The organism is Ahniella affigens, from assembly GCF_003015185.1.
In the GTDB taxonomy this organism is placed as follows: Bacteria; Pseudomonadota; Gammaproteobacteria; order Xanthomonadales; family Ahniellaceae; genus Ahniella; species Ahniella affigens.
This window is the reverse complement of sequence record NZ_CP027860.1, coordinates 3,884,504-3,904,536: the sequence shown is the minus strand read 5'-3', so window position 1 is coordinate 3,904,536 and position 20,033 is coordinate 3,884,504. Positions and strand designations below refer to the sequence as shown.

Below are 20,033 nucleotides of genomic sequence, written 5' to 3'. Positions count from 1 at the left end.
GCCATGGCGCTACTGACTGGAGCGCGCTGAAGCACTGTTTCGGCACGCTGGTCGAACCAACGCAGGCGGCAGAAGCCAACCAAAGGTCATCGCTGCCGGAAACCAACAACGAAGATGCCGTACCGATCACCCCACGCAGGAAGCCGTCAACCCATGAACAACATCGCAAACACCGCGCATCGGATTGGCTTAGCCCTGCTCTTGGCATGCAGCGGCTCGCTCGTAGCCGCGGCATCGGGGGCGCAGACAAAGCAAGTGCTGGCGACCGCAACCGTACAGTTCGCGACCGCGAGCACGGCGACTGCCGAGGCCGCCAGTCTGCAAAACCTACTGTCCGTCACCACAGGCGATGGGCAGCCGACCACGGCGCCTTTCACGGTAACGCTCAGCGTTACCGGCGGCACGGCGTCTGCAAGCGACTATGCGAACACAGGAACGGTCACGATTCCGGCGGGCACGGCGAACGGCAGCACTCTTTCAATTTCCAGCGCTTTTGGCGTCATCGACGATAGCGCCATGGAAGCGAATGAGACGGTGCAGCTCAGTCTGTCCGCGCCCACGGGCATTGGTGGCCTTGGCCTGCAGACCACGCATGTGCACACCATCAACAACGACGAAACCGCTACCCTGGATGGCTCGGTATCGGGTGTAGCCGAAGGCGTGGGGACGGCGTTTGCCCCGTTCACTTTGCTGATCACGGGTACCACCGCGAGCGCCGGTAGCATGGGCATCGCGGGTTCGTTCGATGCCTATACGGTCGAGCTCGTGGGCAGCACGGCCGCAACGTCTGGTCTTGATTTCGGTGCGATCAGCAATGGCGCCCTGACCATCCCCATTCCGGTAGGTTCGACGCACGGGCAAGTGTTCCAAGTCCCGGTGAGCATCGTTGACGACGCGCTGGTCGAGGAAGGGGAGTTCTTTGACGTGCAGCTAGATCATGGCGTCAACATCGACACCATTGCGCCCGGTCACATTCAACACACGCTTCGGATCAATGCCTCCGACCCGGCGACCATCACCTGGGTCAGCGCCAGCAGCACCGCCGCCGAAACCATCGCCACGCACCCCGTCAATGCCGTGCTGACGATCAACTCCTCGCCGAGCGGTGGGTCGTTGGAAAACGCGGTGACCGTCGCGATCTCCGCGAGCAATGGCACGGCCACGGGCGCCGACTATAGCCTCAGTTCAACCTCAATCACGTTTCCAGCCGGGTCGGTCAGCGGTGCCACGCAGACAGTCAACGCCGCCATTGTCGCGGATGGCTTGGGCGAGGGGGATCAGACGTTCTCGCTAGCGTTCGGGGCGGTGACCAGCGCTGGCACCAATACGACGGCCGCGGGCACGCATACCGTGACCATTACCGAAGCAACGACCGTGCAGTTCGCCGCGTTCAGCAGCAGCGGCGCGGAGGCCAGCAGTCTCGGCAATATCGTCGTGGTGAACACGGCAGACGGCAGCCCAACCAGCGCTGCGTTCACCGTCACGGTCAGTGTGACCGGCGGTACGGCAACGGCTGCCGACTACGCCTTGAGCGGCACCTTGACGGTGCCGGCGGGGACGGCCAGCGGCGCCGCATTGTCAATTGCCAGCGCCTTCAGCATATCTGACGATAGCGTGCTGGAAGACAACGAAACAGTGCAACTGACTCTGTCTGCACCAACGGGCGGCGTGCGCCTTGGCGCTCGGACAAGTTACATTCGAACCATCGTCGACGATGAAACCGCAACGATCACCGGCTCGACGCCCGGTTTCGTCGAGAACGTTGGTACCGCCAATGTTCCGTTCACCCTTCAGGTTACGGGCACCACGGCCAGTGCTGGCAGTATGGGCATAGCGGGTTCGTTCGACGCCTACACGGTGCAGTTGGTTGGGGCCAATGCCGCGACCTCGAATGTCGATTACACGGCGATCAGCAACGGCGCCTTGACCATCGCGATTCCGATCGGAACGACCTCGGGCCAAAGTCTCACGGTGCCGGTAGCCATCATCAATGACGACTTGGTCGAAGAAGCCGAGTTCTTCGATGTCGTGCTCGATCACGGTGTGAACGTTAGTACCGGTGCTGCCGGTTCGATTCAGAGCACGGTCCGCATCAGTGCGAGCGACACGGCGACTGTGACCTGGTCGAACGCAACAAGCATTGCGCCCGAGACCACCACCCCGCATGCAGTCACTGCGGTACTGACCATCAATTCAACGCCTAGTGGTGGCTCACTGGAGAATGCGGTGACCATCGCGATCTCAGCGAGCAACGGCACGGCGACCGCAGCCGATTTTAGTCTCAGCACGACATCGATCACGTTTCCGGCCGGGTCCGTCAGCGGCGCGACGCGAACCGTCAACACCGCCATCGTTTCGGATGGGCTGGGCGAGGGCGATCAGACGTTCTCGCTGGCATTCGGTGCCGTCACCAGTGCGGGCACCAACACCACGGCCACGGGCACGCATACGGTCACGATCACTGAAAACAATCGCTTGCAGTTTCTCCAACAGCCGACGTCGGCACTGACCAATACCCCTATCACGCCAGCACCGACGGTGCGCATTCTGGACTCGGCTGGCAACCTCACGTCCACCACGGCCGCCGTGACGTTGGCGATTGCCAACAATCCGGCCGGCGGCACTCTGTCTGGTATCACTACGGTCAATGCAGTCGCCGGCATCGCGACCTTCTCGGGGCTCAGCATCAATAACGCCGGTACCGGCTACACACTGTCAGCCAGTAGCTCGGGTCTGACGGGTGCGACCTCCACGGCATTCAATATCAGTTGTCCGGCCACGGTGGTCAGCATTGGCAACGATAGTGGTGCCGGTTCGCTGCGGCAGATCATTGCCGATGCCTGCGCCAACAGCACGATCACGTTTGCACCGGGTGTGACGACCGTCAACTTGAGCTCGGCGCAGGTGTCGATCAACAAGAACCTCACCCTCGACGGCGGTGCTGGGGTCACGCTGACGCGCGTGGCAGGCAGTCCGAACTTCCGCATCTTGGACATCACCAGCGGGACGATTGTGTTGCTCGATAATCTGAACATCAGCAACGGCAGCGTCGCTGGGTTTGGCGGCGGCATTCAGAATGCGGGCGATCTGACGGTGCAGGATGCCGTGATCTCTGGCAATGCCAGTACCGGCAGCTTTGGTGGTGGTGGCATCGCCAACAACGGCGGCACGTTGGTGATCAGCAACAGCACGCTGTCTGGCAATAGCGCTGCCGGCATCGGTGGGGCGTTGGCCATGCCGAATGGTGGCAGTGCGATCCTGACCCGCAGCACGTTGTCTGGAAACTCGGCGCAGACGGGTGGCGCCATCTTGGCGCGTTCACAGGGTGCGGCCACCAGCCTCAATGTCAGCAATTGCACGATCTCAAACAACACAGCCAGCAGTGCTGGGCCGGGCATTCACATCCAAGCTGAGTCCGGAGGCAATGCCACGCTCACTCTGCTGAACAGTACGGTGGCGGCCCACGCCGGTGCCGGTAGCCCTGTGTTGACGCAAGTGGTCTCTGGCACAGCCAGCAGCAGTCTGCGCAACAATATCTACGCCGACAACGCCGGCACGAATGTGGCAAGTAGCGGCGGTGGCACCAACAACTCGCTCGGCAACAATCTCTCAGACGATGCTAGTGGCGGCGGTGGACCAGGTGATTTGATCAATACCAGTGCGTTGCTGGCGCCCCTTGGGAGCTATGCTGGCAGCACGTTGACGCATGCCCTGTTGCCAGGCAGTCCCGCGATTGATGCGGGTAGCAATACGGGCGCGCCCAGCATGGACCAGCGCGGCGTCGCCCGGCCGCAGTTTGGAACCGTCGATATCGGCGCGTACGAATCCCGAGGGTTTGGCTTGAGTCTGAGCAGTGGCAACAACCAGACCGCTGGACCGGGGCAAGCATTCGCCAATCCGCTGGTGTTGAGCGTCGCTGCGCTCAGTGTTGGTGAACCGGTCAATGGCGGTGAGGTCAGTTTCAGTGCGCCAGTCAGTGGCGCCAGTGCCAGCTTCAGTCCCGTCAATGCCGTCATCAGCGGTAACAGTGCAAGTAGTCAGGCTACGGCCAATGCCAGTATCGGTAGCTACAGTGTCAGCGCCAGCGCTCGGGGCGCCAGTACGCCCGTTAATTTCAGTCTGAACAACGCTGGCGCCAATGTCACCATCGACGATGTCTCGATGACCGAAGGTGATGCCGGCAGCAGCAATGCGGTCTTCACCGTCACTCGGAGCAACGCCACGACGGCTTTTACGGTGCCCTACAGCGTCAGTGCGGGCACCGCGGTGGCAGGCAGTGACTACACCAGCGTAAGCGGTAGTTTGGTGTTCGCCGCAGGCGGCGCATTGACTCAGATAATCTCTGTGCCGGTTCTAAGTGATACCACCGTCGAGGGGAGTGAGAGCGCGACTGTCAATATCGGTCCGATCAGTAACTCGGTTGGTACCACCACGATCATTGATGGCAGCGGCGCGCTCACGATCAGCGATAACGATCATGCAACGGTCAGCTTCTCGCCGCTTACGGTGGCGCAGAGCGAGGCCAGCTCGCCGATGAACTTCGTCGTGACCTTGAGCAACCCGGTGCAATCCGGTGTCAGCCTGTCTGCCAATACCCTGATCGGCACGGCCAGCAATGCTGACTTCATCGCGGTCTTTGCAGCGCCGATCAGTTTCGCCGCAAACAGCACCAGCAGTCAGACCGTGTCCGTCACAATTCAAGATGATGCGCTGGACGAGTTGGATGAGACATTCAGCGTCGTCCTGTCTGGCCTGAGCGCCGTGGGCAATGTCAGTCTGGGCAATGACACCGCCACTGGCACCATTCTGGACGACGATCCTGAAGCCAGCGTCACCACAATTCTCAGTCACACGCCAACAGCCACGGTGGTCGGTGAGTCGTATGCGGTGCAGGTGCAAGTCAGTGGCACGACCAGCGCTCCCAGCGGCAGCGTGTCGGTCAGCGATGGCAGTGCGACTTGCGGTCCCGTGGTGTTGGTCGCCACGACTGCTACGACCAGTGCCGCGACCTGCAATTTGGTCAGCACCAATATTGGCACCAAGACAATGGTCGCCAGCTATGTGCCGGACAACGCATTGCATACGAGCAGTAGCAGCCCGGGCGTGACGCATGTCGTGACAGCGGCGACGACCGCAGTGACCGTCCACGGGCCGGCTCGGAGCCGCATTGGGCAGGCGACGTCGTTCGCAGTCGAGCTGACCGTTGTGGCGCCTGGTGCTGGCACGCCCGTCGGCACCATAACCTTGAGTAGTGGTGCGGATTCCTGCAGCGTGATTCTGCCTACGGCGACGCCAGAATGCGCGTTGACGTTCGCAACCCTCGGGCCCCGAACCATCAGCGCCCAGTTCGCGTCCAGCGATGGCAACTTTCTGGCGGCGACGTCGCAAGGCAGCGCCAATGTCGAGACGATGGTGTACGCGCTCAGTGACTTGGCCGTCAGCAAGACCGATGCCGTCACGACCTATGTGGCAGGTGATGCATTGACCTATACGATCATCGTGGACAACATCGGGCCTGATGCCGCAGCACAAGTTCGTCTTGTGGATCTGGTCCCGGGTGAACTCGGCAGTGTCACGTGGACATGCACCAGCAGCGGCGGTGTCAGCTGCCCGCTCAGTGCCGGCAATGGCAACCTGGATCTCGCGCTGGCGGTCTTTCCGGTGGGCGCGCAAGTGATCGCAACGGTCGCCGGCACAGTTATAGGCAGCCCGTCCGAAATCAGCAACACCGCCATGCTTGGCCTGCCTGCCGACGCCACGATTGACGACCCGCAAGTCAGCAACAATGCGGCGACCGATATCGATCGCCTGGCATACCTCTTCCAGGACAGCTTTGAGGGTGGCGCGCAGCTTCTCGGCAAACAGGCGTTGCCGTTGCCGACTGATGCACTGCGTGCGTTGCTGGACCCCGTTGCGCGCATGGTGTTCGAAATTGAAGACAATCAGGGGCCGGCTGCCCGCGTCTACGCCCGTAAGGTCAATGACTTGGTTCAGTACCGTCTGGCGCGCCGGGATGCCTTGGGAACGTGGGAATGGTCCGACTGGCTTTCGGACGACGACGAACCGATCCTCACGTGGACGGTTCAATCGGAAGGCGACGAAACGCGCTTGCAGTCGGTTGATCTGCGCTGACGTCGGCTCTGAATGGTGCGCGGTCCGGGCCACCGGCCGCGCCCCTCGGATCGAGCAATCCATCACGCCATGTTTGACGGCGTAACGGATGCGTTCCGCGGCGCGGTATCCTCGCACCCATGAAACCCGAGCACGTGTTAGTCATCCGGCAGGCCTTGGATCTGCCCGCCTCAGAGCGGGTGGCCTACGTGCAGTCTGCGTGCCCAGGCGATCCGTCAGCAGAGGTGGCCATTCTGGAAGCCGTCGCTCTATCGGAGCTGGAGGTCTCGCGCCTTGCCGCTGCGCCAACGGCCGAACACGGTACGTCGCCGCAGCTCAGTAGTTTGCAGCCGGGCTTGCAAGTCGGGGCGTTCCGCTTGGTTCGTGAATTGGGCGCCGGCGGGATGGGTGTCGTGTGGCTGGCGGAGCGAACGGATGGGTTCGCGCAAATCGTCGCAATCAAATGGCTACACGCCGGTCATCGCGGTCTGTTGCAACGCTTTCAACGCGAACGCACGCTGCTGGCGAGATTGCAGCACCCTCATATCGGTCGCATTCTTGATGGCGGTGACTGGAACGGCGTCCCCTGGTACGCAATGGAGTACGTCGACGGGCAAACGCTCGATCGCTTTGTCCAGACTGAAGCCAGCACGCTGCGCCAAAGATTGGATTTGATCCTGCAGATTTGCGATGCCGTGCAATACGCGCATCAACATCTGATCGTGCATCGCGATCTCAAGCCGGCGAATGTATTGGTCGACGGCACCGGTCGAGTGAAGTTGCTCGACTTCGGGATTGCCAAAGTGCTGGACGATACCGATCAACTGACCGAAACCCGCGCGCCGATGACGCTGGCTTATGCGGCGCCCGAGCAGATCAGTGGGGAAGCGGTGACCGTCGCTACTGATGTCTACGCGTTGGGTGGCTTGCTGTATGAGCTCCTGGCCGGACAACGGCCGTATCGCGCCAGCAGCTCGGTCAATCTGATGCATCAGATTGCGAACACCGACCCCGAACCGCCGAGCAAGGCGCCGGGCGGTGGTGAAGCGAAAACGCTGCCGGTCACGCTGGTGGTACCTGAAGATCTCGATACCATCACCCTCAAAGCACTCGCACGGAAGCCGGAGCGGCGCTATGCCTCGGTGGCTCTGTTGGCCGATGACTTGCGCCGCTTTCGCGATGGCTTTCCGATCAGCGCGCGGCCCGACTCCAGCTGGTATCGCCTCAGGTTGTGGTTGCAACGCCATCGCCTCGCGGCAGCGCTTGCCGGGTTGGTATTGATGTCAATTCTGACCGGCGCGATCGTGTCGTCCGTGCAAGCGGCGCGCGCTCGCGCCGAAGCCGAGCGCGCGCAGCGCGCGGCAAAGACCGCCGAAGTGGTCGGATCGGCCATGCGGACGCTGCTGGCCGCTGCTGGCCCAGATCAGAATGGTGGGGTCGTATTAACGGTGCGTGAGGCCCTTGATCTCGGCAGCAATAACGCGCTGTCGGAAGTGGCTGCTGAGCCAGCCGTTGCGGCAGCACTGCGCAGTACGCTGGCGCGTGTGTACTTGGATCTTGGCGATTTCGAGCAGGCATTGGCACTCGCGAAAGACGCCGATCTAGAAGCCGCCAGCGATGTCGACCGCCGCGCATTGCAAGTGACGATGCTGGAAGCGCACAACGCGCTGAGTGACTATCCGGCTGCCCGGGCATTGGTTGAACGAATTGATGCCGATTTTCGTAAGCTGCCTGCGAATGATCCGTCGCGTATGGATTACCTGCCCGCGCGTGCCTTGTTCGAACAGGAAGGTGGCGATATCAAACAGGCTCGGGTTCTGATTGATGCGTGGGTGGCGGAGACACGACTGCTCAAACCTGCCGATCCCGATGCGCTGGCTTTGGCCCTGGAGACCGCGTCCGATATCGCAATGGCGGAAGGGCGTTGGTCGGATGCGGTGCAGTCTGGCCGCGAGGCGCGCGAGTTGCTGAACGGCATCAAGCGATCCGAACTCCGGCGCGCCCGAGTCGATGGCATGCTCGGCCGAGCGCTGCGTGAAAATGGTGATCGGGAAGGCGCAGCGGCGTTGTTGGCCGATTCCGTGGCTTGGCACACCAAAGTGCTGGGTGCCGATCATCCGCAAACGCTGACAGTTCGCTCGGAACTTGCCATTCACTTTGCGGACACCGCGAATCTGAAAGCGGCTCGCGATGTATACGAATCAATCTTGAAAGACCGCATCCGAACGAACGGTCCCAAACACCCGAAAGTGGCAGTCAGTTACGGCCAATTGGCGTTGACCGAATACAATCTGGCGGACTATGCGGCGGCGGCGGCACACTTTCGGAAGGCACTAGAAATCTTCGAAGCGAAGCTGGCGCCTGACCACCCGTATGTGCAGACCACGCAAGGCAATCTGGCGGGCGCATTGAGCGAACTTGGCCAAGCTGATCAGGCGCTTCCGATTCTGGATCAGCTGATTGTCCACGCTCGCGCGACGACGTTGCCCACCCTGGCCGCCAACTTGATGACCCGCGGTTTGGCGCTGGAGCAGTTGCACCGCCAGGTCGAGGCGCGCAATGACTTCAAGGAAGCCATGACGATTCAAGAAGCGCGCTTTGGCAGCGCGATGGGGCTCTGGCCGCGCACCTTGTATGCCCGGGCCGAGCGCCACCTTGGGCAAACGGAACTTGCAAGAGAACTGCTCGCTCCAGCCGTCGTCAATCCGGAGTGGGAGGGTGCCGGCTGCGGGCCGCGTTGTGCGGTGGCGCATTTCGAGTATGCGCGTACGCTGCATGAGTTGAAACGCCCTCTGGCCGAGGTGCTGCCGCTCGCTGAGCGTGCCTTGGCCGTACGACGCGAGCGGATGGGACCCGAGCATGCGCTGACCCGCGAAGTGGCTGATTGGATCGCGCAAGTGCGGTCTGATGACCGCTCGCGCGGACGGGCTGAATAGGGCGATCCGGGGCATTGGAACCCGTGTCGAGTTTGGACGTGTTCAAGATCTAAGAGAAACGGTTGCCCCATTGTGGGGGCGCATCTCGTATTGCCAAGACACGCCAATTCGCACACGGAGATTAGGCCATGCCTGAGGACCGACTCATTCGGTGTCGCGTTCGTCACCGACGCCCGAGGGTGTTGCACTGATGGACCCATTGCTGATTCAGCAGTTGCGACGAGCGGTGGATCTGGAACCATCACTGCGACCGCAATTCGTCGCGTCTGCGTTCCCGGATGATCCCAAGCGTCGCGACCTGCTACGCGATCTGCTGACGGCTTTTCACGTCAGCAGCGCCGAGACCGAGCCCGAGCCGGAATCCGAGTTCGTTGATCCATCCAAACCTGCCGCGCCCGCGTCCGTATGGTCGCCCGAAGCGGGCGCGCGAATGGGCCCGTTTCGCTTGATCCGAACGATCGGCGCAGGGGGCATGGGCACCGTCTGGTTGGCTGAGCGTGACGACGCGTTTCGCCAGCGCGTAGCCGTGAAGTGCCTCCACGCCTACCTGTCGATCGAATCGCGCGAGCGGTTTCAACGCGAGCGCAGCCTGCTGGCTCGATTGGAGCATCCCTTTATCGCCCGCATTCTGGATGGTGGGGAGTGCCACGGTCGGCTCTGGTATGCGATGGAGTTGGTCGACGGCTTGCCGATTGATCGCTTCGTTCGCGAGCGCGGCCTGAATCTCGATGCGCGCTTGAATTTGTTTCGGCACCTGTGCGAAATCGTGCATGTGGCCCATCAGAACTTGATCGTGCATCGCGACTTGAAGCCCGCAAACGTGCTCGTGGATCAGCAAGGTCAAATCCGGTTGCTCGATTTCGGGATTGCCAAGCTTTTAGATGGCAGTGAGGCGTTGACCGAATCGCGGGCACCCATGACCATCGCGTATGCGGCACCGGAGCAAGTTCGCGGTGAGGCGGTCAGTACCGCAACCGATCTCTATGCGCTCGGCGTCATGCTGTTCGAGTTGCTGACCGGCGAGCGCCCGCACGAGGCAGCGCAATCTGCCTATGATGTCATGCAGCGCATCACGGAGACCGACCCGGAGCCGCCAAGCATCATCGCGCAGCGCGGAAACCGCGGGCGACCGGTGTCGGCACGATCATTGGCGGGTGATTTGGACACGATCGTGCTGACAGCACTCGCGCGCGAGCCCAGTCGTCGATATCCCAGCGCCCAGGCGCTGGCCGACGATTTGCGGCGGTTTCAGGAGGGACTGCCGATCGAGGCCAGGCCAGACTCCGCAGGCTACCGTTGGCGCAAGTTGCTCATCCGACATCGCTGGCCCGTCGGGCTGCTCGTCGCGACCGTCATCAGCGTGCTCGTTGCGCTCAGTCTGCTGTTGCTGAGCAGTCGGCGCGAAACGGCAGCATTGCGCGAAGCGGCCGTGTTAGCTGAAGCGAACGAACAGTCGCGGGCGTTCATGGTGTCGCTCTTTGAGGCGGCCGCGCCTGAGCAGAGTCTTGGTCAACCGCTGCGCGCCATCGATCTTCTGGATCGTGGCTGGCAGCGATTGCAGACCGAACCGCTCGATGCGGCCACGCTGGCGCAGATCGCCCTCAGTATCGGCGACAGTTACTACGGCCTGGGCGACATGCCCAAGGCCCGCGATGCCTACCAGTTGGCACTGGATCGCCTGGAAGTCGGGCAGCCAGTGCGGCGGATTGACCTCGGCCTTCGTTTGGCGTCGGTCGAGGCCGAACTGGTGCAATTCGAAGCCGCCAGAACCCGAGTCCAGGCGAGCCTGGTGATGGCCGCCGACTTGAATCGGCCTGAACTGCAGCGCCGAGGCCTGCGCGTACTGGGCTTTATCGAGCGCGATGCCGCCCGGTTTGATGCGTCCATCGCGGCGTTGCAGCAGGCGCTCGCCCTGGTGCCGATGGCCGATTCCGAACGCGCGGCGCTGTTGAATTCACTCGCGTTCACTGAGGCGTTGGCAGGTAACGCCCGCGGCGCAGCGCAAGCTTTCGATGCGTGCCGGGCGTTGCTGGCGCCGTTGCCGGCCGCGCACCCGGCCCGAGTGTGGCTCGATTACACCGAGGGCGACAGCTGGCGCAAGCTTGGGGACTACGGACGCGCCAAACCCTTGCTCAAGCGCGCCGCGGATACTGTTGCCGGAATGTCGGGGCAGGGCGATGCGATCGCCCGCGCCATCGCCCAGGCCCAGGTAGCCTTGCAGTTGGCGTCTGGCCAGGCACTGGCGAAGGATTTGGTGACTCAGGCGGGGCTCGATCAGCCCATGGCGGCAAGGATCAATCTGCCAGAGCTGGAAGTTCGCCTGTTGTCGGCTGAGGCGGCGCTAGTCCAGCCCGGACACGTGCCAGCACCGGATGACCTGAACACGCTTCGGCACTATTGCATCGCGCATTTTGGCGAGGCTCAGCCGATCTGCCGGCGATAAGCTCTCTGCACTTTGACGAGACGCGCGCGTGGGAGTGCCTTGATGAACATCGTTGTTTTAAATATTGGCAAGCGGGTCGCGTGGGTCGTCGGCTTAGGCGTCGCAACAATGGCCGCAGAACTTTCGGCGACGACGCTCGAGGCAGACCGCAACCCGGCGGCGGCCCCGGTGCCCGTCATCGTTGGCGAAGTGGAAGATCTCGACGCATGCCTTGGCCTGGGCACGGTCAAAGACCTCAAACACAGTCTGCTGGCCGTGCGCTCTGGTCCTGGGTCGCACTATCCGCAATTAGATGAATTGGATAACGGCCGCCAAGTATTCGTCTGCACGAGCAATGCCGACAAGGTTTGGCTCGGCGTGGTGTATGCGCCCGTTGGCAGCGATCTGGATTGCGGCGTCAGCAGCCCGAGACTCCAACCTGAGGCCTATGGTGGGCCCTGTCGATCGGGTTGGGTGCATCATCGGTGGTTGGACACGGGCGAGTAGCTATGGCAGGCGTTTCGCGTCCGGACCGGCGCCGGATTCGAAACAATCGGTCAATCAGGTACTTGCCGGGTCGATCGGGACGCTGCCTCGCCGGCGCACTGCGGACCAACTTGTCTTCGCGGCGTCACAAATTGCCGCTATCCAAAACGAGTGAAAACGAAGCGATTTCGTGGTCGCGCGCTCGTTTCTCGCGTGTCACGCTCGTGGCGTTTGTAATTTCCTTGCGAGGGACGGGTGATGGGGCGGTTTTTGCGAAGCAATTCGGGGTTCGACAATCTTCTGGCGTTTTTGCTGTTGGGGCTCTTGGTCCTGCTCAGCCCTGCGGTATTTGCCCAGGCTCTGGTCAAGAGTGCCATCAGCGTTGATCCGGGCAATACCAAGCAAGTGGGAGCCCAGTTCGGATATCGCCTGAGCTACAACTGCTCCAGCACCTCAGGGCCCTGTTTGAGTGCGCAGGTGGTCGACCTGCTCCCACCCGAGGTGCAGTACATCTCCACCGTGCCGGCTAGTCCGACGGGCGACGTTGCCGCCATCAATGTCACGCCGAACTTCGGCGGCTCGGGGCGCACCCGCGTGCAGTTCGTCATGATTACCCCGCTGCCCGCGGGTAACTCCGGTGACCTGATCATCAATGTGCGGTTTCCGAATGGTTCGACGCCGAATGGCACGGTCGCGACGAACACCGCCGACGGCATCAATCTGCAGACTACGCCCGGCACGCTGACGACCCCGCCAGTCAATGTGACCGCCGTCGCGACGACGCAGGTGACGTTGACCAAGACCTTGCAGACGTCACCCGCTAACCTGGACCTTCCGGAAACCTATCGGCTGCGCATTTCGGTGCCGAACGTTAACGGTGCCCTGAATCTCACCGCCATCGGTCCGGTTGTCGATACGTTGCCACCGGGAACCGTGTTCAACGGCGCGACGCCGGCAGCTGACTGCCAACCGGGATGCGTGGGCACCACACCCGCGACGGTCACGTGGAGCGCGCCGTGTTCGGTGCCGTTGGCACCCGGTGGCAACTGCGACATCGCCGTCAATGTAGTGTTTCCTTCGGCGACTTTCCCGAGCGGCACCAACGTCACCAACTCGTTCGTCACCAATGCAACGCCCCTGGGCCAGACACCCGCCAGTTTCGGTCCCGGCACGATCACGCACCCGGTCACGACTTTTGTCCCGAATCCGGGCATGAACCTTGGCAAGAGCCTGACTGGCGGGAGTCCGAATCCGCCGACCTTGAATCAAACCTTCAGTTGGCAACTGACGACGAGCAATTCTGGCAACGTGCCCATCGACAACCTCGTGTTGATCGACACGGTGCCGCCAGCAATGTTCCTGGCATCGGTGACCACCGGTTCGTTCAACAATGCGAGCGATTTCGCCGTCGGCGAAGGCGTGCGCGTCAGCTACGAAAAGAATACGGCGCTCGGTGTCTTCACACTTTGGGGTAGCTCGCCCAATGCCACGACCAACACGACGCTCACCGTGCCGCCGCCCGGTCTTGGCGTCGGCGAGTACATCACACGAATTCGCTGGGAGCTCGGACAGGCGCAGGTCGGCATGACAGCGTCGAACAATCCCGTACTGACGGGCCAGATTCGGAACCCGGACAACGCCGGCAACCCCGTCGCGTTTGGCAACGCTGTCCAAAACTGCGTGGCGCTCTCTGCCGTGTATTCGGCCGGCCCAACCGCTGTCAATCGCAACGCGTGCAATACGCTGACAGTCAGCGGGCCTTTTACACAACTAAACCCCGCCAAGGACAATCTCAGCGGCGGCGGCCCATTCAATCCGGGCCAGAGCGTGTCATTCCGTTTACGCGTAAGATCCGACGCGCGCTCCAGCGATCCGATTCCATTGCAGGACCTCGTTGCAACGGACTTGTTGCCGGTCGATCTGCAGTTTACCGGCTGGACCTTCGATGATCAGACCACGGGTTTGCCGGCGCCGCAGGTGTTCGATCAGATTCCCAACTTCCAGGGTAGTGGCCGCACCCTGCTCCGCTGGCGCTGGAATGCCGGCAGCGGCAATCTGGGGGTCAACCAACAGGTTTGGATCAACATCGCCACCACCATTCGCAGCGGCACGCGGAACGGCACCCTGTCGAACACGTTCAATCTGGAACACGACAACGCGGGGCTCGGTCAACGCTGCACCGGTGGCAGCACGGCCGACGTCCAGGATTTTGATGGCGATGCCAACACTGCGGAAACGCTCTGCACCGCGAGCACGACCATCAATATCGCGCCGATTGCGCAGTTGGTGTCAAGCAAGACGGTGCGGGCGACGTGCGATGCGTCGTTCACGAATGCGTCCGCCGGACTACTGGCTGGCGGCAGCTTTGACTATCAACTGCGCGTGCAAAACGTTGGCACCGTGACGATGCAGAATTTCGTCATCATCGACATTCTGCCGGCCCTGGGCGACACCGGTGTGCGTGATACGAATCCGCGTGGCTCGCAGTTCACCCCGCAGTTGGTGGCGCCGATTACGCCGCCGCCGGGCACCACGCTCTATTACAGCAATTCAAGCAACCCGTGCCGTGGCGAGGTGGGTGGGCCGACGACCTCGTGCGATGCACCGAACTGGACCACGGTCCCACCCACACCGATCTCGGATGCGCGCAGCTTCAAGGTTGAATTCGGTTCGCGCCAGCTCAATGCGTTTGACGCGCTGAGTTTCAACTACCGCATGCTGGCGCCGGCAAACTTGGCCACGGGCATTACGGCATTCAATTCGTTCGCTTATCAAACCGATCGGCAGGATGGTCTTGGCAGTTTGGCCGCGGAACCCCAGAAAGTCGGCGTGAATCTCGGTACCTGCCCGGGCGCAGCACTTGGTGACTTCGTGTGGGTGGATACCAACCGCAATGGTCTCCAGGACGACGGCCAAACTGGCGTCAACGGCGTGTACGTGCAGTTGTTCACCCCGGGTGCCGATGCGGTGTCGGGCACGTTGGATGATGTCCTGGTGTCGAGCACGCTGACCCAGAACGACGTGAGTGGCAACCCGGGTTGGTATCAGTTCCCAGGGCTTGCACCCGGCAACGGCTATCGCGTCTGCTTTGATGTGCCGGCAGGATTCACGCTGACGACGCTCGACGCCGGACCGGATGCTACTGATTCCGATGCCAATCCGAGCACCGCATGCGCGCCGCCTGTCAACTTGGCACCGAGCGAATCCAATCAGACGATCGATGCGGGACTGGTGCGGCCCTTGCTCGCTGATGCCGGGCTCGGCAATTACACGTACTTTGATGCCGATACCGATGGCATCCAGAATGGACCGCTCGATCTTGGTCTGAATGGTGTGCAAGTCCGCTTGTTCGCTGACAACGGCAATGGTGTTCCGGAACCAAATGGTGCCGACGGCGCGCCGATTGCGCTCGCGGTCACCGACAACGATGTCTATGGCATCCCAGGCTACTATCGCTTCATTGGGTTGACGCCGGGCGTGCCGTACTACGTGCAGTTCGTGTTGCCGTCGGCGGCGTTGAACTTCACGACTCGCAATGCCGGCGGCGATGACACGGTCGATTCCGATGCCGACACCACCAGCGGTGTCAGTCAGATCGTCACGCTGGCGCCAGCCGAATTCAACCCGACACTCGATGCGGGTTTCGTCCAGGCAGTTGGAACCCTGAGCCTCGGCAATCAGGTGTGGTTTGATCCGGATAACGATGGTGTGTTCGAGCCCGAAAATGGTGAGACCGGTATCGACAATGTGCGGATGGACTTGTATCGCGATGCGAACGCTGATGGCGCCGCGAGTCACGATGAATATCTCGGCACGACGCGCACTGAAACGCGCTCGGGCTTCGCGGGTATCTACACGTTCACCGGATTGGCGGCGGGCAACTACATCGTCGTGATTCCGATCGAGAACTTCTCGGGCAGCGGTCCGTTGGCAGGTATGACCACGGTCACGGGCAATGATCCGACGCCGGATCCCGACAATGATGTCAACGGCGACGACAACGGCGCCGATGTGTTCGGCCTGATTGCGAGCGCACCTGTTACCTTGACCGCGGCCGGCGAACCGACGGCCGATGATGGCGACAACAATTCGAACATGACGGTGGACTTCGGCTTCCGGTTGGCGCCATTCGCAACGCTGTTCGACTTTGGCGATGATCCGGACACGGCGCTGAACACGTCGAGTAACAACTACCAAACGGTCGCGCTTGATCAGGGTGCGGCGCATCGAATCAGCGCAGGCGGACCGTTCCTCGGCGATTGTGTTGATGCCGATGATGGCCAAGCGCAGGGGCTGCTCGCCGACTTGGATGATTTGAACAATTCCGGTTCACGTTTTGGTGTCTGCACCAACAATGACGACGAGGACGGCGTGACCTTGCCAGCCAGTTTGGTGCCTGGTCAGAACGCGGCGATCCAAGTGCGGGTCAATGCCGTGGCAGCGTGTACGGTGGTTGGCTGGATCGATTTCAATCGGAACGGTGCGTTTGAAGTGGGCGAGCAGGTCGTCAACCAAAACGCCGGTGCGGGCAGCACGTTGAACCTCAACCCGCTGGTGCCAGCGAACGCCGTCCCCGGTGTTAGTTATGCGCGCTTCCGTTGCGGCACGGCCGTGTCGACGAACCCTCTGGGCATCGATACGACCGGCGAAGTCGAAGATTATCGTGTGCAGATTCTCGGTCAGGACTTGGGCGACAACCCAAGCACGTATGGCACGGCGGTCGCTGACAACGGCGCCCGTCATGGTGTGCTGCCCGGCGATCCGCTGCGGCTCGGCGCGTGCGTGGACACCGAGACCGATGGTGCGCCGGTTGGTTCAGCGCTCGGCGACGACAACGCTCAAGGCCAGCAAGGTGGCGGTCTCTGCTTTGACGATGAGGACGGCGTCCAGCTTCCGACACTGGTGCGGGCGTGCGACATCAATGCCTACATGGTCATCGCGAATCGGGCAGGGCGCCTGGATGCTTTCATCGACTTCAATGGCAACGGCAACTACACCGATCCGGGCGAGAAGATTGCAGATAACGTTGCCCTGGTGTCGGGCAGCAATAACCTGACGTTCGCCGCGCCTTGTGGCGCGGTCGCCGGTACCACGCAAGCACGCTTCCGCTTCAGCACCGCGGGTGCATTGGGCTTCAATGGTGCCGCGACCGATGGCGAAGTGGAGGACTACCTGCTCGGCATTGCCGGCACTGATTTTGGTGATGCGCCAGCGCCGTTCCCAACCTTGTTTGCCAGTAATGGCGCGTTCCACTCGGTGAATCCTGCGGTGCCGATGTTCCTCGGCAGCTGTGTCGACACCGAGGGCGAGGGTGTCCCAAGCGCTGGCGCTGATGGCGATGATCTGGCTAACTCCGCCAACGATGTCGGTGTTTGCACAGGCAATGATGATGAGGATGGCATTACGTTGCCGCCGAACCTCAACGCGTGTGCGACCCAGATTGCCAGCGTGACTGCGAATACCGCAGGCGTGCTCGATGCGTGGATCGACTTCAATCGCGACGGAGACTGGAACGACACCGGTGAACGTGTCGCCAATGCCCAGGCGCTCGGCGCGGGTGCGAGCAATCTGACCATCAGCACGCCGTGCGATGCGATGCCTGGTACCGCCAATTTGCGCCTGCGCTTCTCCAGCACCGGCGTGGCGGACCCGACCGGTGCTGCCATTGATGGTGAGATTGAGGATCATCAAGTCGCGATCTTTGGTATGGACCTCGGTGATGCGCCGCTAAGTTACGGCACGGATCTCGCCAACAACGGTGCGCGTCATCTGGTCAATCCATCAGGCAACCTGTTGCTTGGAACCTGCGTCGACACGGAGTTCGATGGCCAGTCCAGCGCTGCTGCCGATGGCGATGATCAGAACGTCGGTCAGAGTGTCGCCGGCACGTGCAGCGGCGGCAGCGACGATGAAAATGGCATCAGCAGCGTGTCCGGCACGACCTTGACGCCGGCACTCGTCGCGGGAGATGTTGGAACGATCACGGTAACGGCGACCAACACGAGCGGCGGCGACGCAAATCTCTGTGGTTACATCGACTTTGATGGCAATGGCGACTTCACCGGCGCTGCGGAATTTGCCGCTGCGGTCGTCCCGAATGGCACCAATGGCGGCAGTGTGCCGCTCAGCTTCAATGTGCCGGTGCTCGCCGTGCAACAGACTTACGCCCGCTTCCGCCTGAGCACGGCGGCCTGTGCGCCGACGGGTCTGGCGGGCGATGGGGAGGTCGAGGACTATCAAGTCCGAGTTGACTATTTTGATTTGGGCGACTTGCCGGATTCGGTATCAGGTGTTGGTCCATCGAACTACGAAACCCTGCGTGCCAATAGCGGTGCGCGCCATCGGATCATCGCGGGCCTGCATCTTGGCGCAAGCGTCGATCAAGAGGGCGACGGCCAACCGAACGTGGCGGCCGATGCGGACGACACTGCAGGTCCGCTGGCAGACGACGAAGATGGCGTCACGCTCCAGACCTTTGGCTATGAGTTGGGAAGCCTGGCGCGGGTGACTGTGAATGCCACGAACGGCGAGGCAACTGCGGCAACGGTGTGCGGATTCATTGACTGGAATGGCGACGGCGACTTCGCTGACACAAGCGAGAGCACGTCGATCGCGGTACCGGCGGGGACGAGCGCCAGCAACTTTGTGCTGAACTTCGGGCTCGCGCCGCTCGACGCGGTGGCCAGCACCTATGGTCGCTTCCGGATCAGCACCGATGCAGGGTGTTCGGCCAACGGCGAGGCCAGCAATGGCGAGGTAGAGGACTACGTCATCGTCACGACCACCAACGGTGCGTTGTCACTCGGCGACCTGGTGTTCGAAGACTTGAACAACAACGGCTTGGCTGATTCAGGCGAGCCGGGAATCGGCAATGTCGCCGTGTCGCTCTATCAGGACGAGGACCAGAACTGCGCACCGGACGGCGCTGCCATCGGCAGCACCACGACGAACGGAAGTGGCAATTATCTGTTCATCGATCTCGTGCCCGGCTTTTACATCGTCGGTCTGACGACGCCAGCTGAGTTCCTGCCGAGCACAGGAAGCGGGCGGGTCTGGCGCGCGACGGGGCCGTTTGAACCGGCTCCCGATCCGGACAACAACACCAACTCAGACGACAACGGCACGGCAGCGGGTCCTGAGATCCGAAGTTGCGCAGTCGAGTTGCGTGCCAAGGACGAGCCGACCGACGATGGCGATGCTGATTTCAACAGCAACTTGAGTGTGGACTTTGGTCTGGTGCGGAACTTCGACTTGGCGTTGATCAAGCGCCGGGCGCCGACGCAAAGCAATATCGTCACGTTCGGTCAGAACGTCGAATTCGAACTGACGGTCTACAATCAAGGCAGCATCACCGCGAGCAATATCGTGTTGATCGACTATCTGCCGTTTGGGCTCGCGTTGAATGATCCGGACTGGACATCGACCGGCGCGCAAACCGCCTCGATCACGATTCCAGGGCCGCTGGCTCCGGGGGATTCGATCGTGGTGCCGATCACGCTGCAGGTGCAGCAGAATGCAGTGCGTGGCGCGCCGCTCCGGAACTTCGCTGAGATTGTCGAAGCCCAGGACCCAGGCGGCAATATCCGACCGGACAAGGACTCGACTCCCGACAACAGCGGCGGCAACGATGGCGATCCGATTGACGATACGACCGACAATAGTGGCGGCGATGAGGACGATCAGGATTACGCCGAGGTGCTCGTGCCAAACGACATTCCAAGCCTCAACTTGGCTGGGTTGTTGATCCTGGCAATGCTGATGTTCGGACTTGCGATCCGCGCGGGCAGGACTGGAGTGGTGTACTCACGTCGGCGTTGACGTATCGTGACAAGCAGCGAGGGTCTGAAGAATTCGTCTTGAACGATCAGACTCTCGTTGCTGTTGCGCCCGTATCGCCCGTCGCAAGCCAACGGCAAATCGCGCTCTGCTTGATACGCCCTGCGGGCTGAATGCTCTGAACGACGCCACCTGCCACCAGCGCTGAACCGGTTTTCCCGAATTCTCCGTAATGGTAGTCAGGAGAGCGCTGCCATGTTCCGAATGTCGGGTGTCCCATTCTTGATTGCCACGGTACGGCT

General features: G+C 61.7%; 5 protein-coding genes. All 5 read left to right on the top strand.

The annotated features are described in order from the left end of the window. Positions 1–153 precede the first annotated feature (153 nt). A complete protein-coding gene (locus C7S18_RS15010) occupies positions 154–6,132 on the top strand; it encodes a Calx-beta domain-containing protein (RefSeq protein WP_170113284.1) in 5,979 nt (1,992 codons plus the stop codon). 119 nt (positions 6,133–6,251) lie between these two features. Then, entirely contained in the window at positions 6,252–9,047 is a 2,796-nt protein-coding gene (locus C7S18_RS15005) for a serine/threonine-protein kinase (RefSeq protein WP_106892334.1), read from the top strand. A gap of 190 nt (positions 9,048–9,237) precedes the next feature. Continuing rightward, positions 9,238–11,490, top strand: coding sequence for a serine/threonine-protein kinase (locus C7S18_RS15000; protein WP_106892333.1), 2,253 nt, complete (start codon positions 9,238–9,240; stop codon positions 11,488–11,490). Between the two features lie 42 nt (positions 11,491–11,532). Continuing rightward, the gene (locus tag C7S18_RS14995) at positions 11,533–11,976 is read left to right on the top strand and encodes an integron (protein ID WP_106892332.1); all 444 of its coding nucleotides are present in this window, start codon (positions 11,533–11,535) and stop codon (positions 11,974–11,976) included. A 237-nt stretch (positions 11,977–12,213) separates the two neighbouring features. Then, complete coding sequence (locus C7S18_RS14990) at positions 12,214–19,773, top strand: SdrD B-like domain-containing protein (protein ID WP_106892331.1); 7,560 nt, start codon at positions 12,214–12,216, stop codon at positions 19,771–19,773. Positions 19,774–20,033 lie beyond the last annotated feature (260 nt).

Bases quoted from the DNA above. Each gene is read 5' to 3' on its own strand.
- C7S18_RS15010 (WP_170113284.1), top strand. From the start codon at position 154: ATGAACAACATCGCAAACACCGCGCATCGGATTGGCTTAGCCCTGCTC.
- C7S18_RS15005 (WP_106892334.1), top strand. From the start codon at position 6,252: ATGAAACCCGAGCACGTGTTAGTCATCCGGCAGGCCTTGGATCTGCCC.
- C7S18_RS15000 (WP_106892333.1), top strand. From the start codon at position 9,238: ATGGACCCATTGCTGATTCAGCAGTTGCGACGAGCGGTGGATCTGGAA.
- C7S18_RS14995 (WP_106892332.1), top strand. From the start codon at position 11,533: ATGAACATCGTTGTTTTAAATATTGGCAAGCGGGTCGCGTGGGTCGTC.
- C7S18_RS14990 (WP_106892331.1), top strand. From the start codon at position 12,214: ATGGGGCGGTTTTTGCGAAGCAATTCGGGGTTCGACAATCTTCTGGCG.